Source organism: Glutamicibacter bergerei, from assembly GCF_054495185.1.
Window position 1 is genome coordinate 1,634,777 of the sequence record NZ_CM137131.1, and the last position, 26,915, is coordinate 1,661,691.

Below are 26,915 nucleotides of genomic sequence, written 5' to 3' on the forward strand. Positions count from 1 at the left end.
ACGCGCGCCATCGGATTCGTGGGGTGGATCCAAAACCGCGTGAAGATGAGAATAATGGCAAAGCGAGAATGTCCAGGCGCGCATTTGGTATCGCGCTCGGCTCATCGTTTGTACTTGGAGCCGGGGGTATTACATCGCTTGGGCTAGCTTTTTCGGCTGCTGGCCCTCCGGGAACCATCACGGTTCCCACAAGTTTCGGACGGATCCGAATTGCTCTGGCCGAGCGGCAATCACGACTTCCGGGCGCCGCCAAAGCAGATGGAGCTCATGCCGGGCACGGGGCTGTCAGCGGCAGATCTGCACAGCCGATCAATATGACTTTCGGCGATCACGTGCTTGTGCGGCTCGATGTCTTCAACGAAAGTGAACGAGAGCAAATGTTCTCACCCGGGCAGTTGCGGCTTCGGGCTAATAGCCAACCGTGGCTAGTCGTCAATCGTTGGAATGATCTCGCCCCGGTGCTCATGCTGCCTGGAACCGAGGAGCGCGCAAAAATCAGCTTCCTGGTGCCTTCGGATGCCACGTCGTTCAGTGCCTTCTTTGACGATATCGCCGACCCCAGTGCTGAACTCGTGGAAGTTCCCATGCCACCGGTCAAGTGGCGTCCCGGTTTTCTGGAGAATAGTCATGTCTGAGCAATTTTCATCACCCGCTTACCCCGAGCCGGTTTTGCAAGGAAGCGGTGAAGAGCGTGTGCTGAACCGTGCCAACGTACTGAAACTAGGTGCCGCTACAGGTTTTGGAGTCGCTGCGGGACTAGCGGCACGCAGCACCCCAGCGGTCGCATCCTCGTCCATTCGAGCTCCGCGCGCTGTACCCGCTGCCGTAGCGCCAATACCCGGAGTGCTGGATCTGTATATCAATGAGGGATACACCAAAATGGTCGACGACTCACTGGTATACCAACGCGGATTCGGAGATCGTCCCAGTAATTTGGGGGATAAAAATCCTTCCCTTCGTATCGTGCCCAAGATTTTTGGCCGTGATGGGTCCGTCACCGAGTCTCGAAGCTATCCTCTGGGCGCAGTGAAGCCAGTGGCTGGCACACCTCTCCCGGCTGGTCCAGATCCAGCTAACCCCGGGCAGTACTTTATCCGGCGCAACTATTGGGCCAGCTATTTTCCGCAGCGCACGATTATCGCGGAAACTGGTTCGAAGATCCGCATCCGGGTGTTCAACCGTCTTGCCGGAACTCACGAGCTCACCTTCGCGCAGACGGGACACGGCCGGGTGGACGTGGGGACGGGGCCGATAGCACCTGGTGCTGAAGCTCTGCTGGAATTTGATGCCCCCTATCCCGGGACCTATATTTACCATGATCCGATGAATGCTCCGGTCCAGCGTGTCCTGGGGTTGTTTGGCGCACTGGTGGTACTCGATCCGGAGGACGCCTGGCGCGTTTCGCCCGGGCAGGCTGGATTTGAACGCCAATGGTTATGGATTACCCACGCGATCTGCACTACGTGGACCGGGATCGAAGCGGCCGGTGGCACGGTGGACCAAGACAAATATCCGGCGGTGCCACGCTACTTCATGCTCAATGACCGAAGCGGTTACGAGGCCCTGGGCCATTCACCAAATAAAGCAACTAATCTTGCGGCACATGAAGAATCGCTGGTCTCCGGATATCCGAGGCAGATCGATATCCGCGATTTTGGCGAGGACCTGACCCTGGGCACAATTCGCGCGGGTCAAATGGTTCGATTGGTCAACGCCGGGATCGCTTATCACCAGATTCATTTCCATGGCAATCACCTATGGACCGTGCGACGCAACAATGTTGAATGGCCGCGAGAATTCGGGAGGGTTGACGAGGACGGGCACGTAGCGTTGCAGCAATGGGAAGACGTTGTCGAATTGCCTCCCATGGATCGCAAGGACTGCATGATTCCTATGAAGCGTCCGCCAGATGCCACCGACAAGGTTTGGTACGCCCGGACCGAGGATTGGGGATACCCGATGCACTGCCACGCCGAAATGTCGCAAACCGCGGCCGGCGGACTTTACCCCGGAGGGCTCGTTGCTCACTGGGAACTCAAAGCACCATTGACTGAGAGTTAGTGCCATGAATACGCCATTCTGGGAATCAAATTCAACCACTGAACTGCGTGGCACCAGTCGAAGTCCTGCGGTATCTGAAAAGACTAAGCGCGAGGCCAAGGCTAAACAGGATCGTGAGGCCAAGGCCAAGCACGAACGTGAAGCCAAGGCTAAGCAGGATCGTGAAGCTAAGGCCAAACGGGAACGTGAAGCTAAGGCCAAGACTAAGCAGGATCGTGAGGCTAAGGCCAAACGCGAACGTGAAGCCAAGGCTAAGCAGGAACGTGAGGCTAAGGCCAAACGCGAACGTGAAGCTAAGGCCAAGACTAAGCAGGATCGTGAGGCTAAGGCCAAACGCGAACGTGAAGCCAAGGCTAAGCAGGAACGTGAGGCTAAGGCCAAACGCGAACGTGAAGCCAAGGCTAAGCGGGATGACAAGGATCGGAAGCCACGTCACTCCGGCACGCCGCGGTCCTCCGCAACGCCTACGCCGCCTACGCCCACGCGTTCGGCTACGCCTAGCACGTCGGCACCAGCCACTTCGACCGCGCCCACGGCCGAACCGACTCGCAGTACATCGCCCACATCGACGAGATCACCGGGTGATGACGATGGGCAACCGCGCGACTACGACTCGCAGGCCGACTTTTCTTCCCATCAGATGCAGCAAGGCACGCCGGAGACCGAACATTGGCAGGAACCGAACTATTCAGTCTCCCTGGATGTCTCCAATAGAGATCTGCGCTTCCCCGATGGGGAAGAATTCCGGATGTGGGTCTTCGACTCCGAAGAATCAGGGCGAGGTTTCCCTGGGCCAACGCTACGTCCTAAAGAAGGTGAAATTTTCCACGCCTACGTCGAGCCGAGCATGGGCCCGCACACCATTCACTGGCACGGCATGGAACCTGACCCGCGCAATGACGGTGTGGGGCATACGTCTTTCGAGATTGATGACCACTACACCTACCAATGGCAGGCCGAACCCGGGCGGGCAGGGAATCCCAACTACGGTGCCGCCGGCACCTACTTTTACCACTGCCATGTGAATACCCCGTTGCATGCTCAGATGGGATTGCTCGGTCCCTTGGTGGTGGATCCGGTAGTACTTGCCGATTTCCCGGTGAACGCCGGAAACCGCCGCGCGTTTGCCGACGGACCGGAATACGATATTGAGACCGAGTCGTTGATTATGCCCTTTTCAATTGACCGGCGCTGGCATGATCTGGGGCATGCCGCGGGGCTGTCCGGCGAGGACGTGGGACTGAACCGGTTCGAGCCCACGCACTTTTATATCACCGGCGGCCTGCTCAATTCGCGTCGGGAACGCGAAGGGGCGGTTTGGGCTCCTACTGAGCTTCCTGTCAACGTTATTGGAAATGGGAAGGCCCCCACTTTAATGAGGGTGTTGGATGGAAATTACCTGCCCAACAAGCTGACCTTCTACCATCCCGATGGATCTCCGGCACGGATTGCTGAGCTTATCTCCCATGACGGGCGCCCGTTCCGGCATAGCTCATCGCAGTATGGCGTGGCGATTCCAACGAGCATGCACGAGGATCCAAAAGCTCATCTGTTCACCCATATGTTGTCAATGGGTGCGGCCGAGCGCTATGACATCCTGCTGCATCCGCCAGTGAGTGGCATCTACATCCTGCGCATGGAATGGAACAACTGGATCACCGGTGTGCCCGTGGGTCGCAAAGAGCTGCGGCTTGTGGCCAGCTGAGCGTTCCGGTCAATGAGACAAGCCTTACTTTGTTATTGCTTGAAGCTTCAACTAAAAAGGAGTAAGCTGATATTCAAGAGCTACAGATACACGTTGAAAGGTAAAGAATCATGACACTCATCAAAGAAGACAAACTCTCCGCCGAACTGCAGATGAATGCGGTCCAGCTCAAAGTTGGCAACATGAAGGTCATGAGCGAGTACTACCAAAAAGCGCTGGGTCTTGAACTCCAAGACGAAAATGCCGGTGGAACCCGACTAGGCCGCGGAGCTCGAACACTGGTCAACCTCACTCCATCACCGGGTTTGCAGCAACCAGCCCGCGGCGAAGCTGGACTCTTCCACACCGCACTGCTCTTTGATACCAAAGCAGACCTGGCCGCCACGGTGCTTTCTGCCGCACAGTTTGACCAGACCCGCTTCGTCGGCAGCTCGGACCACCTGGTCTCCGAGGCCTTCTACTTCACCGACCCGGAAGGCAACGGCATCGAGCTGTACTGGGACCGCCCACGCGAGAGCTGGAGCTGGACCAACGGTGAAGTTGCTATGGATACGACTTACCTTGATCCCAACGTTTTCCTCAACGAACACCTCAATGAGCAAGCTATTGCCGGGCAGCGCAGTGCCGAGGCTGAAATCGGCCACGTCCACCTGCAGGTAGGTGACGTAGACACCGCGCGTTCCTTCTATGTGAACACCCTCGGCTTTGACGAGACCACCGCACTAGGCGATCAAGCATTGTTCGTTTCCGCCGGCGGCTACCACCACCACATGGCAATGAACGTGTGGAACTCCCGCGGCGCAGGTCCACGCAAAGACACCTTGGGACTCGGTGAGGTGCTGATCAACGTGCCGACCGCGGACGAGGTCGGCAAGCTCGCCGAACGTCTGGACTTCGCGAAGGTAGCAAACCATCACACCGGAGCGGAACTGCGCTTCATGGATCCATGGAATAACCAGCTGCGTGTCGCAGTCAGCTAAGAGACGCCACAAAATGCCACCTTGTACTCGCAAGGTGGCATTTTTACGTGAAGCATCAGCGGGCTAACTGCCGGTGATTTTGCCAAGTTTCTGTGCCGCGCGCTGCACCAGGCCCTGTGGTTCGGCTAGCTGCACCGCTGGCATCTGCGTGGCCGCATTCTCATGCTCACTGTCGGTGTAGTTCCAGTATTCTTCGGTTTTGGTGATCGCCGAGGCATCGGGTTTGTACGGTGGCTTATGGAAAGACAGATGGGGCCGTTCCCACGCAATATTCTTGCGTACCACCTTCGCCGGGCTGCCCACGGCAATGACGTTGTTGGGGATTTTCCGGTTGACCAGGCTGCCAAAACCGATCACCGAGCCGTCGCCGATCTTCGCGCCGGCCAGCAAGGCGGCCTGCGCGCCGATCCACACGTGGTTGCCCACGGTAATGTCCTTGGCCGGGTTCACCCGCTTGCCGGACTTCACGTCAAAGATTGCATGGCCATCATCGGCGCGGATTTGGTTGCCGCTGGCAATCATCACGTCATCACCTAAGCTCACGGTGACCCCCTCCACGGCACTGATCAAACATCTGCCGGTGGTGGTCACATCCCGGCCAATGCGAACCGTGGCATCTTCGCCCACGCGGATGTTAAAATTGGAGCCCTTCTTCTGGCTGGGCCCAATAATCAACGTGCCATTGTCGCAATCGAAGACCAGATCCAACCGGCCAATATTCGCCTCGGGATCCACGAGCACCCGGTTGTTCTGGCCACGGAATTTGACCGTGATGTTCGTCGTGAATTCGGTGGCGGAGGTTATAGTATTCCCGTGCTCGTCCTTGTAGTCGCGTAACGCGGTAAGTTCGATCATTACATCGACTGTAGAGCCCGAAGCTGAACTCCCACCGGATGCTTCCTTGGCATTCCGGAAGATCTTATGCTTTCTAAGCCATCGACCGCAGGGCGCTACGCCGATTCAAAAAGCTGCTGGCCCAAGTATTGCCCCTCACTGATGCCCGGTGGAACGGCATAGAGGCCCGAGCTGGTGTGGCGCAGATACTCATTCATCGCGTCATTGGCGCTCATCGCGCGCTGAATCGGCACAAAGTGCGTGCGGGCATCGTTGACAAACGCAATGAAAAACAATCCAGCATCCAAGCGGCCCAAGCCATCAGAACCGTCGGTGTAATTAAATCCGCGGCGCAGCATCCGCGCTCCGCCGTGCGCGCTGGTGTGCACCACCGCTACGTGCGAATCCTTCGGAATAATCGGTCCACCGCGACCTGGCATGGCAAAGTCCGGTGCGCTGAATTCCTCTCCGCCAGACAGCGGAGCACCGCTGCCCTTCAGTCTTCCCACTACATTTTCCTGCTCACCGAGGGTGGAGCGGTCCCAGGTTTCAATATGCATTCGAATCCGCCGCGCCACCAGGTAGCTGCCGCCCACCATCCACGGCTGGTCGGTGCTTTCCTTGGTGGCCCAGACATGTTGTTCCAGTGCTTCGGTGTCTTCGGCGACGATATTATCGGTGCCATCTTTGAAGCCGAACAAGTTGCGCGGGGTGCTCTGCTGCGCGGTGGTCTTCGAGGTCCTGCCGAAACCAATCTGAGACCACCGCACATTCGCTTTGCCAAAGGCCAGGCGGGCCAGATTGCGGATTGCGTGCACCGCCACCTGCGGATCATCGGCGCAGGCCTGCACGATGATGTCGCCATTGCTGCGCTGCGCCTCGATCATGTCGCCGCGAAAATGCGGTAGTTCGATCAGCGCCTCGGGTAATTTACCGGCCAATCCAAAGCGCGGCTTTTCGCCGTGAACAAAGAGCGAGCGGCCAAAGCCCAGGGTGACGGTGAGCCTGGCGGGCGGAAGTCCGATCGCTTCACCGGTATCCGTAGGCGGGGCATCATAGGAACCGGCCAGTGCACCGCCTTCGCCGATTTCCTGACCTTGGGCCATCGCCGAAATTGCCCGGGTCCACTCCTGGAGCAGTTCGATCAGTTCTTCGCGGTCCTCGGTTTGCACGTCAAAGGCGGCGATGTGCATGCGGTCCTGGGATTCGGTGATGATCCCTGCCTGATGCTCCCCGTACATGGGAATCCGATCCCTCGGTGCCGGCTCGCTCACCTGTCCGGCGTAGGCCGCATGGCCCAGCGCACCCAAGGCTAGTCCCGCGCCTCCCGCCCCGGCCGCGGTGAGCAGCAACCTGCGGCTGAGGTTCACGCTGCCCTCTTCCTTGTCCTGGCGCATTTTTACTTCACCACGGCGGCGGTCAACTGGGACAGCGGTTCGGAGAGGGCATCCACCCCGGCGGCCAGGTCTTTGATCTGCGTGGCGGTCAGCTGGTTGTAGTACTTAAACCCGTCGCCCACGCGATGCTCATCAAGTTGTACCTGCAGTGCGGTGAAGTTCTTCTTCAGCTGTGCATCTAACTGATCATCGGTGCCCACCAATAATGGCTGCAGATCCTCATAGGCGATCTTTGCGCCTTCCAGATTCGCTTGGAAATCCCACAGGTCGGTATGGGAGAACAGTTCCTCTTCACCGGTGACCTTGCCGGTGGCCACCTCGTCGAGCAGTTCCTTCGCCCCGTTGGACAGCTTGTCGGGGGTGAAGGTCAGTTCGGTGGTACGGGTTTGCAGTTCCTTGGTATCTTTCACCATCTGCTGCGCCAGCTTGCTGCGCTCGTCCTTGGTCAGCTTGGTGTATCCGGTGGGGGACCAGAGGTCTTTTTCTGCCCGGTGCCAACCGGTGAATGCCTCGCCTTTTTCGAGGTCTGCTTCGCGGGCGTCAAGAATCGGGTCAAGGTCCCCAAAGGATTCTGCCACCGGTTCGATCCGCTCCCAGTGCATCCGGGTCGGGGCGTAGAGCTTCTTGGCAAGCTGCTCATCGCCGGCGGCAAAGGCGGTGGCAAATTTTTGGGTGCCGCGTACCAGCTGTTCGGATTGATCCTTCACATATGCGCTATAAAGCTCGGTCGCATTCTTTTGCAAGGATGCCCGATCCGCCGAGACGCTTTGGCCCCCGGCGGCTTCGGTGACGGTAAACGGCGCACGAATCCCCTCGCCGACCATGCCCGGCTTGCATGCGGTGTAGTAAGAGCCGGCCGGTGCGATCACTACCAGGTCCCGGGAGACCCCGGGGCCGATGTTTTCTACCTCGCCGGCGATGCGCAGCCCGTCTTCGGCCAGCAGGTAGAACTCGGTGACCTCGGTCCCCTCATTTTTGACGTTGAACTTCAGCGTGCCGCCGGGGACCTGGTCGCTGGACACGGTGCAGGCATCGGCGGTGGACACCACGTTGATGGTGCCGTCGCTTGACGCGGCGCTCGTGGTGTTATCGGTGCAGCCGGTCAGGGTCAGCGCTGCCAGGGAAATCATTGCTGCCGGGGCGAGGAATTTATTCATCGTTATGCCTTCGTTGTCAGAAAAAAGAGTGAGAATTAGCCGTGCACTGCGGTTTTCGGGGCGAACACGGTGCGCAGGTAAAGGAACATCACCGGCACCACGTACAGCACCCAGACGGTAGCTTCGAGCCAAGTGGTGGCGGGGGAGAAGTTAAAAACACCCTTGAGCAGCGTGCCGAGCACCCCGCCCGGGGCGATCACACCGGAGACATCAAAGGCTAGGTAATGAAGTCCGGGCAGCAGGCCGGCCTCCTGCAGGTCGTGCACCCCGTAGGCGAGCACCCCGCCGGCGACGATCACCAGGATCGCCCCGGTCCAGGCAAAAAATTTGGACAGGCTGATTTTCAGCACGCCGCGGTTGAGCAGGAAGCCCAAGGCAATCGCGGTCAGGATGCCTAAAAATGCGCCGAGCAGCGGCTGCCAGGTTTCCCCGGTGGCCCGCGCCGCGGCCCAGATGAACAGCGCCGTCTCCAGTCCTTCACGGCCCACCGCAAACGCGCCGACCAGCACCAGCCCGATCGCCGAGCCCTCGGCGACCTGATCCACCTGGGATTTCAGATCGGCATTCAGCGTCTTGGAGGCCTTCGCCATCCAGAAAATCATCCAGGTCACCAAGCCCACCGCAATAATCGACAGGCTGCCGCCGATCATCTCCTGCGCCTCAAAGGTCAGCCCGCGTGGACCAAAGGTCAGCAGCGCCCCAAAGCCCAAGGAGATCAGCACCGCGATGCCGATGCCCGCCCAGATCCGCGGAAGCAGATGTGCGCGCCCGCTCTTGGTCAGGTAGGCCACCAGCAGTACCACGATGAGCACCGCCTCGAGGCCTTCACGCAGGCCGATCAGGTAATTTCCGATCATTACTTTGCACTTTCAAGCAGTTCGTTTCTCCGCGCTGGCTACTGCCAGGCATGCGGCGCCGTCACCGGCGCAGAAATAGCTCTGTGTCCGGTCACACAAGCAACCTCGCTAAGGTTAGCCTAAACTGACTACCGGAAAAAAACTACCTAGTAAATCTGCGTTTTATGCGACTTTCCGCACCCGCTGCGTCATTACTGCATCAGGTCGTGCCCTAATGAGCGTTCCTCGTTATTTCTCCGTACGAGTAGTCCACAGCACTTTTTCGCACACAAACGGGTATCGGCTACCGATGCCTGTTAGCGTCGGTGCTTGTTAGCCTGCACCCATGATGCTCTTCGACAAGCTGGGCGAAATCGAACGACCGGCACCGCCACGCAAGGCCGCGCTAGTATTCGCGGCGCTCACCGCGGTGCTACTAATTGCCTCCGCGGTTCTGCAATTCCGCGCGTCGGCCGCCCGCTGGATTGACTTTGGCAGAACCGTGGAAGGAAATGAACTGTCGGTGGAAAGTGATCAGTACGATTACTACTTCCCGGACGGAGATTTCTTCCCGCTGGAAAATACCGCTTTTCCGCTGGGTATCGCGCTGATGATCCAAGCCCTGGGCCTGCTCTGCCTGCTGGCTACACTCGCTGCACTGCGCGAACGTAGCACACGGGCGATCGTGTTCAGCGCGCTGCCGCTGGGGGTGCTCGCCGCCATAGGCTTCGCCCTGCTGGGCCTTCACGCCTTACTCTCGGCGCTCGAGGGTCAACCCAGCGCACTGCCGGGCTCATGGCTTTTTAACCTCACGCTACTGATCGGTTTTCTCGCCCTGTGCGCGCTGAGCATCCTGTGCTGTTTGTCAGTTCCGCTGCTCGGTCTGGCCGCAGCCTTTCTGCTCGGCTCCACCCTGGTCGGATACTTTCTCTCCAGCTACCTGCTCGCCCCACTGCTCACCGGCTACGTTTCGCATCACACCACCCCGGGCACCGAAACCATCGTGGCGCTATCGACCGCCGCCGCAGCGATCACCATGCTGTCCGTGCTGATCAGCCTGGCCAGCCAACGCCGAAAATAAATTTGGCACTTATCCACACCTTGCCCTGGACCCAAGCCACCCGCACCCACCTGCCGCCAAACTGGGTCCATGAGTATTCGACAGCTCGTTACCGGCCTGGCCAGCCTGCGTGACTTCGCCACCGGCCCCATCCCGCAGGCAGTAACCGCCCTGCTCCTTGAGGCGATGGGTCTGTGCCTAGAGCTACTCACCAAGCTTTCACTTCGTTTGCGTGAATCGGCCGATCCTCGCGTCGCCGCCGCCCACGCATCACTGATCGAACACCTCTTCCGCTACACCGTGCGGGAACAAATCCGCAGCCTCGCCCACCTGGAGGCCACCGCCGCCCACCTGCTGAGCGACGAGGAACTGACCGCACTACGCGAGCACCGCACCGACTTCTCCGCGCCCGCCAGACAAGAGTCCGGATGCACCGCCTATGCCAACGCCAGCACCTTTAGCGCCGCCTGGTTGGGCATTGACTTCTTTGAGGCAGATCGCCGGTTGGGCGACGCCCACCTGCTGGTCGCCCGGCGCTTCATGGACGGCAGCACAATCACCCCACGCTTCACCCAGCTGGCCACCTTGCACGCCGAGGATCATCGGCTCGATCCACGCCGGGTCGCCCAAGCCGCGCGTAGTCTGGACAAATTTGAACCGCCAGACACCAGTTTTGAAGGTGCCCCGTTGGATCCGGTCGCCACCTATGAGGGCCAAAGCATGCAAGAGCGTGCGGTGAAGCTGTTGTGCGAGGCGGACCGGAGCGCCGGAGCTAAAAAGCTCAAAAACCTCCTGCGTGATTACCGCAAGGCGAATGAGGAGTTTGTGCAGGCCGAATGCGGTCTCTTCTATCAAGGCAATACCAACGGCATCGACAGTTTCCTGCTGCGCTCGCAAGGTCTGCAATCGGAGCAACTGCATTCTTTCGTCGGCCAGTCCGATAATCCGCGCACCGAGAGTGGTCAAGCCGCCCGTAAATCAGCCCCACTAGCACCCGCTGATCTTTTCACCAGCGCCGACCCCGCCCCGGACTGGGCTCAGGACCCCGCCCCGGAACCAAAGGATCAGGCCGAACCAACTGATCAGGCCAAACCGAGCCAGTTTTCCCAAGAGCCTGTCCCGGTACCCACACCATCGGTAGAATCACCGGCTGATCCTGCACCTGAAACCAACGATTTGGAAGTCTCCGTCGCTCAGCGCAGACTCAACGCCTTACTCGCCTCCTTATCGGCGGGCAAAACAGGTGCCAAGACAGTCACCCCACAGATCCTGGTCCACATGCAGGCAAAGAACCTAAGTGATTTGGCTTCCGCCACGGGTGTAACCGCCCACGGAGTGCCACTGGATCCGGCCGAACTTCGCCAGCTGCTGTGCGAAGCAAAAATCATCCCCGTTGTCTTCGGCGGCAAAGGCCAGGTGCTCGACGTGGGCCGGGCCCAACGGCTCTTCCCGGAACCAATCAAAAAGGCGGCCTTCGCCAGAGATCGCGGATGCATTGTGCCAGGGTGCAACGCACCGCATGAAATGCTTGAATATCATCATTGCAATTGGTGGGAGCGCGGCGGAAAAACCTGCATCAAAAATTGTGCGGTGCTCTGCCGTCACCACCATGCGCTGATCCACCGCAGACTCCTGCGCATTCAAATGGTCGGTTCGGTTCCGCACATCGTGCTGCCTGAATTCCTCGATCCGGACCAGATACCAAGGCGCAACACCTACTTCTGCGCCGCCGCTTGAGTTCCGCTGCGGGCCCGTGACACAGTAGCGTCCACCGAGTAGCGCATCCCACAAAAATCGAGTTGGTATCGGTTGACTGCTTCTGGCATGATTGGAAGGTACTCGATTTGTTGGGGACCCTCTCTCCGCGATAAATCCTGTCCTTTTTTAGAGTTGAACCAGTACGGCCTGCCCCACAGGCGCGAAACGTTCGACTCGCCCATGTTGAGAAACAGGAGACCACTAAAGTGGCCGTAAAGATTCGTCTGAAGCGCTTCGGTAAGATGCGCGCACCTTTCTACCGCGTTGTTGTTATGGACTCGCGCGCCAAGCGCGATGGCCGTGCCATCGAGGAGATCGGTAAGTACCAGCCAACTCACAACCCTTCGATCATCGAGATCGATTCGGACCGTGCGCAGTACTGGCTCTCCGTTGGCGCACAGCCAACCGAGCAGGTTGCTGCACTTCTGAAGATCACCGGTGACTGGCAGAAGTTCAAGGGCATCGATGGCCAGGAAGGCACCTACCAGGTTGCCGAGCCTAAGCCTGCATTCGTTGCTCCTGATAAGGGTTCGGTGATCCTCCCAGAGGCAATCACCAAGAAGGCCGAAAAGCCAGCTGCTGAGGAATCGGCAGAAGCTGAAGCCACCGAGGCCGAGTAATCATGCTCGCCGATGCGCTTGACCATTTGGTGCGCGGGGTAGTCGAGGAACCGGAAGACGTCAGGGTTTCCCTGAAAGCCAACCGCCGCGGCGACCTGCTCGAAGTGCGTGTTCATCCCGAAGACCTCGGTCGTGTGATCGGACGTCAGGGACGTACCGCACGGGCACTGCGTACCGTGATGGCAGCGTTGGCCAAGGAGCCGATTCGTGTTGATGTTATCGACACCGATCGTAGCCGGTAGCCAAACATTTTTGAGGTCAGGCGCAAGCTGACTTCACCACGGAAGGAGTTTCCGCTCAACAGGGCGGAAACTCCTTCTCGTGTTTCATCATCAAAACCCGCCAACCTATGGCACCCCAGCGCGTGGCATCGTCCCGTGAATTCAAGGAGAATGATCACCAGATTATGCGATTGCAGGTAGCACGTATCGGCAAACCCCACGGCATCCGTGGCGAAGTGACCGTTCAAGTCCTCACCGACGTCCCCGACGATCGTTTTGCGCCCGGAGAGGTCCTGCACGTCATCGATGGCCCGGTCAAAACCCTCACCGTCACCAAATCGCGCTGGAACAAAACCATTCTTCTGGTCGATTTCGCAGAAATCAAAGACCGCAACATGGCCGAAACCTTCCGCCAGGCACACCTGGAAATTGAGGTCACCGGCGAGGAAGAAAGCGCCTCCGATGAGTGGTACGAGCATGAGCTGCTGGACCTGAAAGTCATCCACGATGGCAAACAGGTCGGCGTGATCACCGCACTGCGCACCAACCCCGCCCAAGACCTGCTGGTCTTCAAGGACCTGAACGGCGAAGAGGTCTACCTGCCATTCGTCGATGAATTCGTCCCGGACGTTGATCCCGAGGCGGGCACCGTGACCATCACCCCTCCGGCCGGCCTCCTTGAGCTGAACCAGGGCGAGGAAGAAAAGTAAGCATCATGCGCATCGACGTCGTCTCCATCTTCCCGGAGTACCTAGCACCACTTGACCTGTCGCTGATCGGCCGCGCCCGTGAAGAGGGCATCTTGAACCTGAACGTCACCAATCTGCGTGACTTCACCACGGATCGCCACCATAAGGTCGATGACACCCCTTACGGTGGTGGAGCCGGCATGGTGATGATGCCCGAGCCGTGGGGCCAAGCCCTAGACTCGGTGCGCACCAGCGCCCCGGAGGCCGCCAAGCCAATCCTCATCGTGCCTTCTCCTGCCGGCGCGGTTTTCGACCAGCAGATGGCTTATGACTTTGCCGAAGAAGACCACCTGGTCTTCGCCTGCGGTCGTTATGAAGGAATCGACGAGCGTGTCATCGACTACGCACGTGAGAACTTCACCGTCATCCCGGTCTCCATCGGAGACTACGTACTCAACGGGGGAGAGGTCGCGGTGATGGTGATGATTGAGGCCATCGCCCGTCTGATCCCCGGGGTCATTGGCAACCCGGAATCCTTGGTCGAAGAATCGCACTCCGACGTGCTGCTGGAATACCCGGTATATACCAAGCCTGCCGCCTGGCGTGGTCGCGAGGTCCCGGAAGTCCTGCTCGGTGGAAACCACCAGCGCGTAGCCCGATTCCGCCGTGATGAGCAGATTCGCCGCACCGCAACCCGCCGCCCGGACCTCATTAAACTGCTCGACGCAGCCAAGCTGAATCGTAAGGACCGTGACGCCCTCTGGCACGCGGGATTTGCCGTCGTTGACGGGGAAATCATCCCTAAATCGCAGCTGGACTGGGCTAAAGAGTCCTAGATCACGCATTCGGTGATCGACCTTACTCGCGTCGATGCTCCGAATATGGCAAAATTGTTTCTTGGTGTGTTTTTGTCCGATTCCTGCCACAGGGGGAAACCGGGCCTAGGGAAACCGCCGCATCGGCAGCAACAAAGTCTGCCGGTGGAAATACGTTTCGAAGAGATCACCGCTTGCGGTTGATGAGCTTCGCTACGAGGGTACGGTGACCTGTGGCATTGACCCTAGAGGATGCACCATGCATATTCTTGACTCAGTAAACGCAGCATCGCTGCGCTCCGACATTCCAGCTTTCGGCGCCGGCGACACCTTGAAGGTGCACGTCAACATCATCGAAGGTAAGAACTCGCGTGTTCAGGTTTTCCAGGGCTACGTCCTTGGTCGCCAGGGCGCTGGCATCGGTGAGACCTTCACCGTGCGTAAGGTTTCCTTCGGTGCCGGTGTTGAGCGTACCTTCCCAGTTCACTCCCCAATCATCGACAAGATTGAGCTAGTGTCCAAGGGCGACGTACGTCGTGCCAAGCTGTACTACATGCGCGATCGCCACGGTAAGGCAGCACGCATCAAGGAGAAGCGCGACTTCGGTACCAAGAAGTAATTTCGTTCTTTCATGAACGAGGTTGCTAGCCCCGAGCGAGCAACGAGCAAGCGCCGGACCTGGTTTTGGGTCTGGCGCTTCGCCGTTTTCGCAGTTATTTGTGGCCTGATTGCCACCCTATTCATTCGCGCACTCGTAGCGGATGTCTACCGGATCGAATCCGGCTCCATGCAGCACACGCTGAACCCCGGACAAAGTGTGCTCGTGGACCGCCGCGCCTACCAGGACGCCGACCCGCAGCGCGGAGATATCATCGTCTTCGACGGACGCGGTTCCTTCCTGCCCTACGCGCGCGCCTCCTTCGCCGATGACCTGCTCGGTGCACTGCACCTGAGCGGCACCTCAAACACCTATATTAAGCGTGTCATCGCCATCGGTGGGGATACCGTTGAATGTTGCGGTGCCGGTGGAAAAGTCCTTATTAACGGTCAGCCTATCGACGAGCCCTATATATACGACGGAAATGCACCTAGCGAGCAAAAGTTCTCTGCGGTAGTTCCCGAAGGCCGCGTCTGGGTGATGGGCGATCATCGAGCCCGCTCCGAAGATTCGCGCGCATTGCTTGGCGCAAGCGGTGGCGGAATGATTAATCTGGACCGCATTGGTGGCAAGGCCACCCAAATCATTTGGCCGCTCGATCAGCGCGCTACGCTCAAGTAACAGTAGTCAACATACCCAGAACAGAAAAAACTTTTAAATTTTTCTATCGGTATGGATTTATCTAAAACATCTGATGGTTGAATATACAAGCTTCTCGTGGCGCTAGCTGAATTCATCGAAGATTCTCAGCTCGCACTAAGCTGACTAGTGATTAGTAACCGAACTGCAATCTTAAACTAAAGCGTCAATTCAGGCATTCAGGGCTACAGAGCCTCTCGATGCTCGAATGACAAGGGCGTATCGGTGGATAGATTTCTCCCTTTGGTGGACGCGGGTCCTTGAATCCGAGTATCAAAAGCCGATATTGTTTCAATTTGGTAACAACACACTGCTTTGAAGTGCGCCCGGAGACGGCTGCGACCTTCAAACGATCGCACCACATAACTGGGAGAAGCTTTAATGCCAAAACCAAAGAACAAGACTGCGCAGCGCGGCATTGTCGCGGCTGCAGCCACCGCATTGGTGGTTGGCGGTAGCTTCATTGCTCCCGCAGTCGCAGCCGATAAGGCTGAATCCACTCCAGCACCTTCACAGAGCCCGAGCGCTACGCCGTCGGCCACTGATGTCGCTGTAGACACCAAGGGACTTGACGAAGCAATCAAGCGCGACTTGGGCAAGTCGCCTGAGCAGTACTTGGAAGACTCGAAGGCAAACGACACCGTTGCTGAAGTCACCAAGAAGCTTGAGGACAAGGGCATCAAGACCAAGTCCAGCGTCAAGGACGGCAAGGCCGAAGTTGAAGTTGGCTCCAAGGATGCCAAGAAGGCCAAAGAGATCGTCGTCGCCAGTGTTGCTCCGAAGGCAGTTAGCCTGAAGATCAATGCTGAAGTTGGCAAGATCTCTAATGTGAAGGACGTCTACGACGAACTTCGCGACAACGTTGCACCAGCTGAAATGACTCGCCTCACCGCGATCATGAACACTGGTGTAGGTAAGCCATTCGAAATCGTTGCTGGTGGACCAGCAAAAACCGAGAAGAAGGCAACCCCGAAGGCTACCTCCACTAAGGCTGCCGAAGAGCTGCTCACCTTGGAGGAATTCGCCAAGGAAGCTAGCAACGTCAAGCTCGTGGAAGGCGCCAAGGCTAAGGCTGCCGCGCTGACCGACATCTACGGTGGCATGGGCTACGGCGCAGCGCGCACCGGCGACAACGTTGAAGGCCTTTGCTCCATTGGCTTTAATGCATGGAACCCTAAGGGTATCGACGCGGTTCTCACCGCTGGACACTGTACTGAAGATGGTGCGTTCAAGAACACCTTCGTAGTTGAACATGGTGCTCCAGGCGAGACCCAGGGGATCAGCAATGAGCTGGGTACCTTCGGTTTCAGCCAGTTCGGCGGACCAAACCACTACGGCGTGCCTATCACCCCGGACCTGACCCAGGAAGAACTGGACAAGGCAGAGCCGGGCACAGACATCGCAGTCATCGACAACATCAATACCAAGCTGACACTGCACCCAGAAGTTGCACAGTGGCCAGCAGGTGCTGACGAGCGTTCAAAGACCATCAAGGTCAAGGGTGTTTCCAAGGCTGTTATTGGTGCAGATACTTGCTCGGTGGGTCGCACCACCGGCTGGAGCTGTTCAGAAATTCTCGGTGAAGGCATGTTCTTCGTTGGTGGCTACAACGACGACATTCGCGCCGTCTGGGGCTACACCGCGAAGAACCCGAACCAGGGCATCCTGGATCAGGGTGACTCCGGTGGAGCTGTGCTTCAGGGAAACAAGGCTGTGGGCATCAACTCCGCTAATTCCGGTGGCGAAGATCGCGTCGAGAACAACGCTGATGACTTGGCGTTCTACACCTCGCTGTCTGATGTTATGGCCAAGGACTACACCAAGGGTTACACGGTGAAGTTCTACGTTGAAACTCCAGCTCAGACTTCGCCAGAGGTTGGCGCTGAGGTCAAGCCAGGCGCAACCATCACCGGTAAGGTAGCAGGCGCTTCTGCCGGCACCACCGTTCGCGTTGTTGTTGACGGCAAGCTGTACAAGAGCGTAAAGGTTTCGGCTAACGGCACCTTCACCTTCCCAGCGCCTGACACCGAAGGCAAGGTCACGTTCGATATGACCGCTGCTAACGGCTTCAACAAGTCGACTAAGGGTACCGGTTCGGTAATCGTTGCTGCTCCAGAGCCAACGCCAACCCCAACTGCGACCCCGACTGCAACTCCTACGGCAACGCCGACTGAGACTGCTTCGCCGACCGCAACTCCAACCGAGTCTGCAACGCCGACCGCAACTCCAACCGAGTCTGCAACGCCGACCGCAACTCCAACCGAGTCTGCAACGCCGACCGCAACTCCAACCGAGTCTGCAACGCCGACCGCAACTCCAACCGAGTCTGCAACGCCGACCGCAACTCCTACCGAGTCTGCAACGCCGACCGCGACTCCAACCGAGTCTGCGACTCCAACGGAGAAGCCAAGCGAGTCTGCAACTCCAACCGAGAAGCCTTCGGAAAAGCCAACCGTGAAGCCTACCGAGTCGGAAAAGCCAAGCGAGTCGGCTAAGCCAACCGTGAAGCCAACCGAAACCGAATCGGACGAGCCAACCGAGGCTCCGAAGAACGATGACCAGACTCCATCCAAGTCGCCTGAGCAGAAGGACCCACTGGCCGATACCGGTTCCAGCAGTGTCCCACTGATCGCCGCTGGTGGAGCCCTGGCTCTAGTTGGCGCATTGTTCCTGCTGTTCCGCCGCGGAAACCGTCGCCACAGCTAAGGGATAATCCCTAAGCGGTTGTAGCTTCGGCAGCAACCAGAAAGTGCCCCGTTACCTACCCGGTAGCGGGGCACTTTCACTTGACACACATGTGTCTCACCGAAAACTTTGAAGATCCGTAGATATCATCTTCCTAGGTGATCGAACTGACCAAGAGGCGGTAGTACCCAATGATCAAGAAATCCCCACTGGCTCAACGCTCACTCGCGCTGGCTTCCACCGCAGTTGTTGCAGGGCTCATGCTCTCCGGCTGCGGCCAGGCAACCACTAGCGGCGAAGGATCGACCGAACCTACCAGCAGCGAGAATGTTGTGGATCAAAACGCACTGCTAGAAACCAATGACTCACTCTCGGCCACCTTGGGAGACTCTTACGTGCAGGGCTGGATCGAAGAGGGCAAGTTGAACGTCTCAACCACCGACGAGAGCCAGATGAAGGCGATCGAAGACGCCGGCGCGCAGGCCCACCTGGTCAACTATTCGACCGACGATCTGCGCCAGGGCATCAATGATGTCATGAAGTGGCAGGCTGGGCTCGAAGCCCCGCTGAACACGGCAATCCACGGGTACACACTCAACCCGCAAAATGGTGGACTGACCTTGCAGGTGGACGCCAGCCACATGGATGAAATCAAGAAACACCTCGATGCGGACAAGCCACTAGGTGACATTCCAGTGGACTTCACCGAAAGCGGCGGCATCGCAACGCGCGCCAACTAAATTCGCAGTTCCCAAAGCCGGCCACACAGCATCGTGTGGCCGGCTTCGGCATGCCTGGCGGCACCGACACTGAACCCAGCATCCACACACCTGGGCACCTGAGACTGAAGTCAGCGTCGGCCACGTAAGATGGAGCTAACGCAGGACACTGAAAGGTAACAAAGAAAACGTGAACGCCGAATCCGCAGAAGTACCCCCAGCGCGGGGCCCGATATACCGGCTTTGGCGGTTTGTCCGCGAAATACTGATCATCTTGGTCATCGCCATCGCGTTGTCGCTGCTGATCAAAACCTTCTTCTTCCGCGCCTATTACATCCCTTCCGGGTCGATGGAAAACACGCTGCAGATCAACGATCGCATCTTCGCGAACCTGATGACCCCTGGCCCCTTTGAGCTCGAACGAGGCGACGTGGTGGTCTTCCGTGATGACCATCAGTGGCTGCCACCGTTAGAAACCACTCCCACGGGGCTAGAAAATGCGCTGTCCTGGGTAGGCATCCTGCCCGCGGGCGACGAACAGTACCTGGTCAAGCGCATCATCGGCATGCCAGGGGACAAGGTCGAATGCTGCTCGGCGGATGGAAAGCTCACCATTAACGGCGAAAAAATCACCGAACCCTACATTTATGCCGGCGATTCACCCAGCGACATCAAGTTCGACGTGACGGTACCCGAAGGCAAAATCTGGGTGATGGGCGATCACCGCGGCGCCAGCGCCGACTCCCGCTTCCACGTGGATGTGCAAGGCGGATTTGTGGACCTTGACTCGGTGCAGGGTCGCGCCTCGTTGATTTCCTGGCCACTGGACCGCTTTGGAACCATCGACACCCATGAGGAAGTTTTCGCCAACGTTCCGGCGGCGAAGTAACTAATGGCCACCAGCAAAGCACAACCGACCAGCTTAGAACACGAGCGGGCACTGGCTAGCGCACACGGCGCACGCTACATCGGCGGCGTGGATGAGGTGGGTCGCGGGGCACTGGCCGGACCGATTACCGTCGGCATCGCCGTCATCGACATCCACGCGGTCCCCGAATTCGGCGAACTGCGCGATTCAAAACTACTCACCCCGGCACGCCGCGAAGAATTACTGCCGCAAGTGCAAGCCTGGGCCGCCGGCTACGGGGTAGGCCACGCGAGCGCCGTGGAGATCGATCAGCTCGGCGTCACCGCGGCCCTACGGCTAGCTGGCACCCGCGCCGTAGCGCAGTGCGCGATCGCCCCAGAAGTGGTGTTGCTCGATGGCAGCTACGACTGGCTTACCGCCCCGGAACAAGACCTCTTTGACCTTTTGGCCGATGACCGCGAACCGGCCGGACTGCATATCCCGGTGCGCACCCTGATCAAGGGCGACATGACCTGCCAGTCGATCGCCGGCGCCTCGATCCTGGCAAAAGTGGAACGTGACGGGCTGATGGCTCAGGCCGCCAGCGACTACCCGGCCTTCGGCTGGGAGATCAATAAGGGGTACGCCACCGCAACTCACCGGGCGGCCATTGAACAGCTTGGCCCCTGCGACCTGCACCGCAAAAGTTGGAACTTGACTTCCAAACCCCAAAAGGCCGAAGGTAAAGCCTAGAGAAGAAGGACGTACCATGGCAGCCGAAGACCTCGAAAACTACGAATCAGACCTCGAATTGCAGTTGTACCGCGAGTACAAGGCGGTCGTTGGGTTGTTTAACTACGTGGTGGAAACCGAACGCCGCTTTTACCTAGCCAATCAGGTGGACGTGAAAACGTTGACCGATTCGGGTGAGGTGTACTTCGAGCTGAACCTGACCGACGCATGGGTCTGGGATATTTACCGCCAGGGCCGCTTCGTAAAAACCGTCAAGGTGCTCACCTTCAAGGACGTCAACGTCGAAGAACTCAACCGCGACGAGCTGCAGATCCCCAAGGAGGGACTCGGCGGCTAACGCGGACAAAACCAAAGGCACGTTCCCCGCCAGTAGCTGGGGAACGTGCCTTTGGTATTTGCCGGTGTGTTGGCTACTTGGTCATACCGTCAACGAAGTCACGGTTATCTTCCATCCACTGCTTAACCAGTGGCTGCAAGTCATCGGTGTCGTTCTCAACGAAGAGCAAGTTTTCCAGATCGTAGAGGGTCTCCAGATCCATCTTGAAGTTGCCCATCCACTTGGCAACCTCGGCGTGGTCATCGGCGAAGTCCGCACGGCTGAAGGTGTGCATGCCTTCGGCGTCGCCTAGTGCACCCTTAGGATCCTTCAGGTTCTTGACCGGGTACGCGCTGTAGGCCCAGTGTGGCTCCCACAGGGTGACGACGATGTTCTCTTTGTTCTTCGTCGCGGTCTCCAGCTCGGTGAGCATTGCGGAGGTCGAGCTGGTCACGAAGTCCATGTCATCTAGGCCGTAGTCCGGGATGACCGACTTGTTCATCGCTTCGGTCAGTCCGGCGCCTGGCTCGATGCCAACGATGCGGTTGCCGAACTTATCCGCGTTGGCCGCTAGCTCATCGAGTGAATCGATCGGTGCGTCTTCGTTGACCGCCACGGTCAAGCGTGACTCCTCATTCCAGGCGCCCAGGTCCTTGATGTCTTCGCCGAACTTTTCCAGGTAGGAGGCGTGGGTGACCGGCAGCCACACGTCGGTGGTCACATCGTAGTCACCGGTGGACAGGCCCTGGAAGAGCGGAGCGACATCGGCGTTGATCAGCTCAACCTCGTAGCCCTTCTCCTCAAGCACTGCCTTCCACAGTTCACTGGTAGCGATGCCTTCATCCCAGCCGTTGAAGACCGCAATGTTCATCTTCTTGTCATCCGCTGCGGCATCGCCGCCGTTGTCGCCGCTGCCACTGCCGCAAGCGGTCAACGCCAGCGCGCTGGCCGCGAGCAGTGCTCCAAATTTCAGGGTTTTGAGTTTCATGATCGTGATTCCTTTCGAGTGAGCGGTGCGAGCCGCCAGATCATTGATGGTTTCAGTGCGCGGCTTAGGCCGCGAGTTCTTGTTCCTTCGCCGCGGCAGCGGACTTGCGGCGCTTGGCGAACCAGGAGAAGAGCCCAGATTGACGCCCGAAGGCGTTGGTCAACCGGTCAAGGATCATCGCCAAGATGACCACGCCCAGACCTGCCTCCACACCCAGGGCGGTATCAAGCCGGCCCAGTGAGAGGATCACGTCTCCGCCCAGGCCGCCGGCGCCGACCATGCCGGCGATCACGACCATGGATAGCGAAAGCATGATGACCTGGTTGACGCCGGCCATAATGGTCGGCAAGGCCAGCGGTAGCTGGATCTGGCGAAGGATGCGTGCGGGGGAAGAGCCGAAGGCCTGTCCGGCCTCCACCACTTCCTTGTCTACCGAGCGGATGCCCAGTTCGGTGAAGCGCACCCCGGGAGCCAGCGCGAAGGCGATGGTCGCCACGATGCCCGGCGCCACCCCGACACGGAAGAGCATTAGTGCCGGGATCAGGTAGACGAAGGCCGGCATGGTCTGCAAGAAGTCCAAGAAGGGGCGCACAATGTTGGAGAACGTAGTGGAGCGCGCCGCCCAAATACCCAGCGGCAGCGAAATCACCAGCGCCCAGAAGGTTGCAACCAGTACCAGTGCGAGGGAGACCATGGCGTTATCCCATTGGTCCATTCCTACGATGAGCACCAGCCCGATCACCGAGCCGAGCATGAACTGCCATCCGCGGGCCAGCAGCGCGATGACCGCGACCACGCCGATAATAACCGCGAAGTGTGGGGTGCCTAGCAGGTAGTAGACCCCGTCATACATTTCAATGAAGATCGTGCGCAGCAGGTCGAAGAACGCTGCCATATTGTCGATCACCCAGTTGATGGCCTTTTCGGCGACATCTCCTACCGGAATAGTAAAGCCGTCCATTAGTTTTCCTCCCCGGCACCCTGCAGCGCCGCATCAACAACATTGCCCGGCAGCGGTTTTGAAAGTACCGTCATTTCTTCGGTCGGCGGAGTGGTGGAGGCCAGCGCCGCCAACAGTGTCACCCGCGGGATCACGCCTAATAAACGGTGCTCTTCATCGGTGACGGTCACCGGCAACGGGGATTCCACCGAAGGGACAAAGAGGTCGATCAGTGGGGTATCGCGGTTGACCGATTCCAACGGCTGAATCTTCGAGGTGATAGTGCTTTCGCCTCGCTGCACCAGTTTCAGCGCGTCTCGGTCGGTGATCATCCCCACCACTTGGCGCTCCCGGTTGGTGACGATTGCCGCGGAGAGGAACAATTCGTTCATGGTGCGCAGCGCATTGCGCGGTCCGTCACTCTCGTGGATGACCGCCCTGGTTGGTTCAAGCACCGCGGACGCGGTGAGCACCCGAGCGCGATCCACGTCTTGGACGAATTGCGCCACATAGTCATTGGCCGGATCCATCAGGATTTCCTCCGGCGTGCCGACCTGGACGATTTGCCCGTCACGCATGACCGCAATGCGGTCACCTAGGAACATGGCCTCGTTCAAATCGTGAGTAATGAAGACGATGGTCTTGCCCAGCTTGGCTTGAAGCTGGATGAGCTGTTCTTGCATTTCACGGCGGATCAGTGGATCCAGCGCGGAAAACGCTTCGTCCATGAGCAGTATTTCGGTATTTGCGGCCAACGCGCGGGCAATGCCCACACGCTGCTGCATGCCACCGGATAATTCGCTGGGCATTTTATCGCCCCAGCCGGTGAGCCCCACCAAATCCAACGTCTTCGCCGCGGTGGACAGGCGCTGAGCGCGTCCGACTCCCTGCTGCTCCAACGGGTAAGCCACATTTGCCAAAACCGTACGATGTGGCAGCAACGCAAAGTGCTGGAAAACCATGGAGACGCGTTTTCTTCTCACTTCGCGCAACTTTGCCGAAGACATCCCGGTGATCTTGTCGTCTCCCAGGGTGACCTGCCCCGAGGTCGCCTCCCAGAGTCCGTTTAATGCGCGGATCAGTGTGGATTTGCCCGAGCCGGAGAGGCCCATGACGACAAATATTTCGCCTTCCTTCACTTCAAAGGAGGCGTCGATGACAGCTGCGGTAGTTGATGAAGGCAGATCTTCGCGCTTCGTGCCGGCCATGAGTTGCTTGACCGCTTCTTGCGGTTTACGACCGAAGACCTTATACAAGTTCTCGACCTTGACGGCGATGTTATGGGTCATTGTCTCCACTGCCCGGTACCTGCGAGGGTATGAGCTGGTTGGGGACCACAAGTCTTGCGCGCTGCAACCAGATTCTTGAATAGTCGATCGCCGCGGCTCACTACTTGTTTGCACGACCCGAAGTTAACCATTTGGGGCGTGCACGGTCCTAGATTCTGTTATTCTCGGCCGACACAAACTAGATGTCATAGCTGGATTCCAACACTAACAAATTCCTGAAGAATTAGTTTTTGACGAGGTGCCAAAACCTCTAGTATTGGTCTGCTTAAACCCCAACCTATCGCGGATTCTAGGCTCAGGATCGCAAGTTACTAAATCGTTATAACTAGGGCTCTAAATCCAGTGATTGAGGAAGCAAAACAAGAACTAATCCGCCTGCGGTTAAAACTTCCCTTAGCTACCGGTCGTGTTTTCGACAGCGAGCTTGCCGAAGGTAGCGTGGAGTACTGCACGTGAGGTGAGAATGGTTGCCAAAATTGGCTGCTAATTAGACGGTAATTGTTTTCATGGTGGCTAATTCGGCACCAAAATTATCTGCAGATAATCACCCACGGAGATGAGCAAATGGTGGGTAGATTTGCTCAATTTTTGATCCAATTTCCGCAGACTTTTGACCGTTTACCAGTGATAATCGGGTAGCTGAACAGTATGGGACCTGGCAGGTGCCTGGCGGCGCACGGGCACCATTGCTCGGCGCGTCCAGATCGCGGTCTAGCCTGCCAAGTGAATTCCTCAAACGCTTTGTTTTGTGAAAACTCCGGTTCCGCTCGATTCCTTGGTCTACTTCGCTAGTCGAAGGCGGAATCGGTGCGCCTATGTTCTGCACTGTGCGTTGCTCGGGCCACCCGCTGCTGTGTCACCTTCACCATAGAACCATCATCACTTCTTCGTGTGGGCAGAAAAATTACACCTCGCCGAGATGACTTTGCAACGCAGGGGGCCAAAGGATTGCCACGTTATGCACAGTTCGAGCCTGGCCGATCCTATGCGGGGCGCAGAGCGGTGAAGCTTGTGTTCATATTCCGAATCGAATCCAAGGACCGATGACCGATGAATCAACAGCAATTACTTGGCGCACGCGGAGAACAAGCCGCCGCCGACTACCTCTGCGCCCACGGATACCGAATTTTAGAACGTAACTGGCGCTGCAAAATCGGGGAACTGGATCTGATCGTCGCCGACGCGAACGACTTCGTGCTCGCCGTCGAGGTCAAAACGCGCAGCACCAACAACTTCGGCACCGGCTTCGACGCAATCACCCCCAGCAAATATCGCCGCTTGCAACGCCTGCTACTGGCGTGGGGCAAAACCCGGGGACGCTACGTCGGCCGGCTGCGTATTGACGTCGTCGAGGTTTATCCACAGTCCGGTGGTTACCGCTGTCAGCATCATGAGCAGGTGGCCTCATGAGCGTGGCCCGCACCGCCGCGGTGGCGCTACACGGGGTGCAACCGGCACTAATCGACGTGGAAGCGGATCTAGGCAACGGGATTCCTGGCTTCCTGATCCTCGGCTTGCCCGACGCCTCGCTGAACGAAGCCCGCGAACGCATCAAGGCTGCAGCCCGAAATACCGGTCTGCCACTGGCGAATCGAAAACTTACGGTGAATTTGTCCCCGGCGACGTTACCGAAATTTGGTTCGGGCTTCGATCTGGCCATCGTCATCGCCGCGCTGGCCGCCGACGGAATGCTCACGATCCCCGCAGATACGATCTTCCTTGCCGAATTGGCACTTGACGGGACGCTGCGTCCGGTGGCCGGAGTATTACCCGCGGTGCGCTTCGCCGTGCACAACGGCTATCGGCACGTCTTTGTGGCAGCCGCAAACGAGGCCGAAGCCAGACTGGTCCCCGGGGTGCGCATTACCGGAGCCCAGCACCTAGGCCAGGTTTTGGTGATGTGTGGGGCGCCGCCGGAAAGTATTCGCACCTACTTACGTCACCAGCGCCCGGAAAGAGTAGAGCTACCCGATGAATCCGAGGTTTCACAAGACCTAAACTTGGTCAACGGACAGTACGAGGCGAAACTCGCCTTGGAAATCGCCGCCGCCGGAGGACACCACCTCATTATGGTTGGCCCCGCCGGAGCGGGCAAAACCTTACTTGCCCGGTGCCTGCCCGGCATCCTGCCACCACTAGACGTTGCCGACTCCTTAGAAGCCACCGCGATCGACTCCATCACCCGCGGTGGACAGGGTGGAATTACGAAGTTGCAAAACACCGCCCCCTTTATTGCCCCGCACCATACCGCCTCCAGTGCTGCGCTGCTCGGCGGTGGGAGCCGCAATATCAGACCCGGAGCCATCACGCGGGCCCACGCTGGGATTCTTTTCCTCGACGAGGCGACCGAATTTCGCGCCGGGGTGCTCGACGCGCTGCGCCAACCGGTGGAAGAGGGACACATCAATTTGGCTCGCGCGAGTGGTCATCAGCAACTGCCGGCACGGTTTCAGCTGATCCTGGCTGCGAACCCGTGTCCCTGCGGAAGAAATTTTGGTAGCGGGACTGGGTGCACCTGCACTCCAAACGCCCGACGGCGCTACTTCTCCAAACTTTCCGGGCCACTGCTGGACCGGATCGATCTGCAGGTGAAGATGAACGCGCTGACCGGTCAACAATTACTCGGCCGGGAAGCGGCCGAATCCAGCGCCACCGTACGCACCCGGGTGCTAGCCGCCAGGCATCTGGCAACTGCCCGCTTAGAACCTTGGGGGTTGAACTGCAATGCCCGGCTCAGCGCAAAAATCTTGCGCCACGAACTGCAGTACCCCATGGCTACCCAGCGGGCCTTGGAACTGATCGGTGAAAGCCATGAAATTTCGGCCCGTGGATTAGACCGGATGTTGCGTGTGGCCTGGACTATCGCAGATCAGCAACAACATAGCGCGCCCACTGTCGATGATCTAGACGGTGCCCTGCATTTTCGACAAAACCTCGACCCGAGATAG

The 26,915-nt window shown here is 58.4% G+C and carries 26 protein-coding genes; 19 read left to right on the forward strand and 7 right to left on the reverse strand.

Going from position 1 to position 26,915, the window contains the following annotated elements; all coding sequences use genetic code 11:
* Positions 1-314: 314 nt before the first annotated feature.
* From ACX5K5_RS07460 to ACX5K5_RS07475, 4 genes are all read left to right on the forward strand, one after another.
* Entirely contained in the window at positions 315-635 is a 321-nt protein-coding gene (locus ACX5K5_RS07460) for a hypothetical protein (protein WP_459175357.1), read from the forward strand.
* The gene (locus ACX5K5_RS07465) at positions 628-2,061 is read left to right on the forward strand and encodes a multicopper oxidase domain-containing protein (RefSeq protein ID WP_459175358.1); all 1,434 of its coding nucleotides are present in this window, start codon (positions 628-630) and stop codon (positions 2,059-2,061) included. The genes ACX5K5_RS07460 and ACX5K5_RS07465 overlap by 8 nt, the downstream gene beginning before the upstream one ends.
* Before the next feature lie 4 nt (positions 2,062-2,065).
* Positions 2,066-3,766 carry a cell envelope integrity TolA family protein gene (locus tag ACX5K5_RS07470; RefSeq protein WP_459175359.1) on the forward strand — a complete coding sequence of 567 codons (1,701 nt, stop codon included), beginning with the start codon at positions 2,066-2,068 and terminating at the stop codon, positions 3,764-3,766.
* A 110-nt stretch (positions 3,767-3,876) separates the two neighbouring features.
* On the forward strand, positions 3,877-4,746 hold the full coding sequence (locus tag ACX5K5_RS07475; protein ID WP_459175360.1) for a VOC family protein: 870 nt from the start codon (positions 3,877-3,879) through the stop codon (positions 4,744-4,746).
* A gap of 63 nt (positions 4,747-4,809) precedes the next feature.
* On the opposite strand, the gene ACX5K5_RS07480 is transcribed toward ACX5K5_RS07475, so the two are convergent.
* The 4 genes from ACX5K5_RS07480 to efeU form a co-directional block, all read right to left on the reverse strand.
* Positions 4,810-5,601 (reverse strand): acyltransferase, encoded by a 792-nt coding sequence (locus ACX5K5_RS07480; RefSeq protein WP_459175361.1) that lies wholly within the window; start codon positions 5,599-5,601, stop codon positions 4,810-4,812.
* 95 nt (positions 5,602-5,696) lie between these two features.
* Entirely contained in the window at positions 5,697-6,977 is a 1,281-nt protein-coding gene (gene efeB / locus ACX5K5_RS07485) for an iron uptake transporter deferrochelatase/peroxidase subunit (RefSeq protein WP_459175362.1), read from the reverse strand.
* 2 nt (positions 6,978-6,979) lie between these two features.
* The gene (gene efeO / locus ACX5K5_RS07490; protein WP_459175363.1) at positions 6,980-8,134 is read right to left on the reverse strand and encodes an iron uptake system protein EfeO; all 1,155 of its coding nucleotides are present in this window, start codon (positions 8,132-8,134) and stop codon (positions 6,980-6,982) included.
* A gap of 35 nt (positions 8,135-8,169) precedes the next feature.
* Complete coding sequence (gene efeU / locus ACX5K5_RS07495; RefSeq protein WP_459175364.1) at positions 8,170-8,991, reverse strand: iron uptake transporter permease EfeU; 822 nt, start codon at positions 8,989-8,991, stop codon at positions 8,170-8,172.
* 325 nt (positions 8,992-9,316) lie between these two features.
* Between efeU and ACX5K5_RS07500 the strand changes: the two genes are divergently transcribed.
* The 13 genes from ACX5K5_RS07500 to ACX5K5_RS07560 all read left to right on the forward strand — a co-directional run bounded on the left by ACX5K5_RS07500 (position 9,317) and on the right by ACX5K5_RS07560 (position 20,771).
* Positions 9,317-10,051, forward strand: a complete 735-nt coding sequence (locus tag ACX5K5_RS07500; RefSeq protein ID WP_459175365.1) for a hypothetical protein — start codon at positions 9,317-9,319, stop codon at positions 10,049-10,051.
* 69 nt (positions 10,052-10,120) lie between these two features.
* Positions 10,121-11,767 carry an HNH endonuclease signature motif containing protein gene (locus ACX5K5_RS07505; protein WP_459175366.1) on the forward strand — a complete coding sequence of 549 codons (1,647 nt, stop codon included), beginning with the start codon at positions 10,121-10,123 and terminating at the stop codon, positions 11,765-11,767.
* A gap of 227 nt (positions 11,768-11,994) precedes the next feature.
* On the forward strand, positions 11,995-12,408 hold the full coding sequence (gene rpsP / locus ACX5K5_RS07510; RefSeq protein WP_096255014.1) for a 30S ribosomal protein S16: 414 nt from the start codon (positions 11,995-11,997) through the stop codon (positions 12,406-12,408).
* Positions 12,409-12,410: 2 nt separating this feature from the next.
* Positions 12,411-12,650, forward strand: a complete 240-nt coding sequence (locus ACX5K5_RS07515; protein ID WP_096255015.1) for an RNA-binding protein — start codon at positions 12,411-12,413, stop codon at positions 12,648-12,650.
* 164 nt (positions 12,651-12,814) lie between these two features.
* The gene (gene rimM, locus ACX5K5_RS07520; RefSeq protein ID WP_188685657.1) at positions 12,815-13,339 is read left to right on the forward strand and encodes a ribosome maturation factor RimM; all 525 of its coding nucleotides are present in this window, start codon (positions 12,815-12,817) and stop codon (positions 13,337-13,339) included.
* A gap of 5 nt (positions 13,340-13,344) precedes the next feature.
* A complete protein-coding gene (gene trmD / locus ACX5K5_RS07525; RefSeq protein ID WP_346059128.1) occupies positions 13,345-14,154 on the forward strand; it encodes a tRNA (guanosine(37)-N1)-methyltransferase TrmD in 810 nt (269 codons plus the stop codon).
* 238 nt (positions 14,155-14,392) lie between these two features.
* Positions 14,393-14,752 (forward strand): 50S ribosomal protein L19, encoded by a 360-nt coding sequence (rplS, locus tag ACX5K5_RS07530; RefSeq protein ID WP_096255018.1) that lies wholly within the window; start codon positions 14,393-14,395, stop codon positions 14,750-14,752.
* A 12-nt stretch (positions 14,753-14,764) separates the two neighbouring features.
* Entirely contained in the window at positions 14,765-15,412 is a 648-nt protein-coding gene (gene lepB / locus ACX5K5_RS07535) for a signal peptidase I (RefSeq protein ID WP_443466771.1), read from the forward strand.
* A gap of 399 nt (positions 15,413-15,811) precedes the next feature.
* The gene (locus tag ACX5K5_RS07540) at positions 15,812-18,136 is read left to right on the forward strand and encodes a S1 family peptidase (RefSeq protein ID WP_459175367.1); all 2,325 of its coding nucleotides are present in this window, start codon (positions 15,812-15,814) and stop codon (positions 18,134-18,136) included.
* Between the two features lie 170 nt (positions 18,137-18,306).
* On the forward strand, positions 18,307-18,855 hold the full coding sequence (locus ACX5K5_RS07545) for a hypothetical protein (protein WP_096255022.1): 549 nt from the start codon (positions 18,307-18,309) through the stop codon (positions 18,853-18,855).
* A 169-nt stretch (positions 18,856-19,024) separates the two neighbouring features.
* On the forward strand, positions 19,025-19,723 hold the full coding sequence (gene lepB, locus ACX5K5_RS07550) for a signal peptidase I (protein ID WP_096255023.1): 699 nt from the start codon (positions 19,025-19,027) through the stop codon (positions 19,721-19,723).
* A 3-nt stretch (positions 19,724-19,726) separates the two neighbouring features.
* Positions 19,727-20,434, forward strand: a complete 708-nt coding sequence (locus ACX5K5_RS07555; RefSeq protein ID WP_459175368.1) for a ribonuclease HII — start codon at positions 19,727-19,729, stop codon at positions 20,432-20,434.
* Positions 20,435-20,450: 16 nt separating this feature from the next.
* Positions 20,451-20,771, forward strand: a complete 321-nt coding sequence (locus tag ACX5K5_RS07560; protein ID WP_096255025.1) for a DUF2469 domain-containing protein — start codon at positions 20,451-20,453, stop codon at positions 20,769-20,771.
* Positions 20,772-20,844: 73 nt separating this feature from the next.
* Here ACX5K5_RS07560 and ACX5K5_RS07565 read toward each other — a convergent pair whose 3' ends face one another.
* The 3 genes from ACX5K5_RS07565 to ACX5K5_RS07575 form a co-directional block, all read right to left on the reverse strand.
* A complete protein-coding gene (locus tag ACX5K5_RS07565; protein WP_443443904.1) occupies positions 20,845-21,738 on the reverse strand; it encodes a glycine betaine ABC transporter substrate-binding protein in 894 nt (297 codons plus the stop codon).
* A gap of 64 nt (positions 21,739-21,802) precedes the next feature.
* Complete coding sequence (locus tag ACX5K5_RS07570) at positions 21,803-22,699, reverse strand: ABC transporter permease (protein ID WP_096255027.1); 897 nt, start codon at positions 22,697-22,699, stop codon at positions 21,803-21,805.
* Positions 22,699-23,967, reverse strand: coding sequence for a quaternary amine ABC transporter ATP-binding protein (locus tag ACX5K5_RS07575; protein ID WP_443447450.1), 1,269 nt, complete (start codon positions 23,965-23,967; stop codon positions 22,699-22,701). The genes ACX5K5_RS07570 and ACX5K5_RS07575 overlap by 1 nt, the downstream gene beginning before the upstream one ends.
* A gap of 1,050 nt (positions 23,968-25,017) precedes the next feature.
* On the opposite strand from ACX5K5_RS07575, the gene ACX5K5_RS07580 reads away from it, so the two are divergent.
* Both ACX5K5_RS07580 and ACX5K5_RS07585 read left to right on the forward strand, forming a co-directional pair.
* A complete protein-coding gene (locus tag ACX5K5_RS07580) occupies positions 25,018-25,377 on the forward strand; it encodes a YraN family protein (RefSeq protein ID WP_346059124.1) in 360 nt (119 codons plus the stop codon).
* Positions 25,374-26,915: a YifB family Mg chelatase-like AAA ATPase gene (locus ACX5K5_RS07585; RefSeq protein WP_096255030.1), complete on the forward strand. Its 1,542-nt coding sequence runs from the start codon at positions 25,374-25,376 to the stop codon at positions 26,913-26,915. Before ACX5K5_RS07580 ends, ACX5K5_RS07585 begins: the two co-directional genes overlap by 4 nt.

Coding starts and splice junctions, on each gene's coding strand:
- ACX5K5_RS07460 (WP_459175357.1), top strand. CDS start 315: ATGACTTTCGGCGATCACGTGCTTGTGCGGCTCGATGTCTTCAACGAA.
- ACX5K5_RS07465 (WP_459175358.1), top strand. CDS start 628: ATGTCTGAGCAATTTTCATCACCCGCTTACCCCGAGCCGGTTTTGCAA.
- ACX5K5_RS07470 (WP_459175359.1), top strand. CDS start 2,066: ATGAATACGCCATTCTGGGAATCAAATTCAACCACTGAACTGCGTGGC.
- ACX5K5_RS07475 (WP_459175360.1), top strand. CDS start 3,877: ATGACACTCATCAAAGAAGACAAACTCTCCGCCGAACTGCAGATGAAT.
- ACX5K5_RS07480 (WP_459175361.1), bottom strand. CDS start 5,601: ATGATCGAACTTACCGCGTTACGCGACTACAAGGACGAGCACGGGAAT.
- efeB (WP_459175362.1), bottom strand. CDS start 6,977: ATGCGCCAGGACAAGGAAGAGGGCAGCGTGAACCTCAGCCGCAGGTTG.
- efeO (WP_459175363.1), bottom strand. CDS start 8,134: ATGAATAAATTCCTCGCCCCGGCAGCAATGATTTCCCTGGCAGCGCTG.
- efeU (WP_459175364.1), bottom strand. CDS start 8,991: ATGATCGGAAATTACCTGATCGGCCTGCGTGAAGGCCTCGAGGCGGTG.
- ACX5K5_RS07500 (WP_459175365.1), top strand. CDS start 9,317: ATGATGCTCTTCGACAAGCTGGGCGAAATCGAACGACCGGCACCGCCA.
- ACX5K5_RS07505 (WP_459175366.1), top strand. CDS start 10,121: ATGAGTATTCGACAGCTCGTTACCGGCCTGGCCAGCCTGCGTGACTTC.
- ACX5K5_RS07515 (WP_096255015.1), top strand. CDS start 12,411: ATGCTCGCCGATGCGCTTGACCATTTGGTGCGCGGGGTAGTCGAGGAA.
- rimM (WP_188685657.1), top strand. CDS start 12,815: ATGCGATTGCAGGTAGCACGTATCGGCAAACCCCACGGCATCCGTGGC.
- trmD (WP_346059128.1), top strand. CDS start 13,345: ATGCGCATCGACGTCGTCTCCATCTTCCCGGAGTACCTAGCACCACTT.
- rplS (WP_096255018.1), top strand. CDS start 14,393: ATGCATATTCTTGACTCAGTAAACGCAGCATCGCTGCGCTCCGACATT.
- lepB (WP_443466771.1), top strand. CDS start 14,765: ATGAACGAGGTTGCTAGCCCCGAGCGAGCAACGAGCAAGCGCCGGACC.
- ACX5K5_RS07540 (WP_459175367.1), top strand. CDS start 15,812: ATGCCAAAACCAAAGAACAAGACTGCGCAGCGCGGCATTGTCGCGGCT.
- ACX5K5_RS07545 (WP_096255022.1), top strand. CDS start 18,307: ATGATCAAGAAATCCCCACTGGCTCAACGCTCACTCGCGCTGGCTTCC.
- ACX5K5_RS07555 (WP_459175368.1), top strand. CDS start 19,727: ATGGCCACCAGCAAAGCACAACCGACCAGCTTAGAACACGAGCGGGCA.
- ACX5K5_RS07560 (WP_096255025.1), top strand. CDS start 20,451: ATGGCAGCCGAAGACCTCGAAAACTACGAATCAGACCTCGAATTGCAG.
- ACX5K5_RS07565 (WP_443443904.1), bottom strand. CDS start 21,738: ATGAAACTCAAAACCCTGAAATTTGGAGCACTGCTCGCGGCCAGCGCG.
- ACX5K5_RS07570 (WP_096255027.1), bottom strand. CDS start 22,699: ATGGACGGCTTTACTATTCCGGTAGGAGATGTCGCCGAAAAGGCCATC.
- ACX5K5_RS07575 (WP_443447450.1), bottom strand. CDS start 23,967: ATGACCCATAACATCGCCGTCAAGGTCGAGAACTTGTATAAGGTCTTC.
- ACX5K5_RS07580 (WP_346059124.1), top strand. CDS start 25,018: ATGAATCAACAGCAATTACTTGGCGCACGCGGAGAACAAGCCGCCGCC.
- ACX5K5_RS07585 (WP_096255030.1), top strand. CDS start 25,374: ATGAGCGTGGCCCGCACCGCCGCGGTGGCGCTACACGGGGTGCAACCG.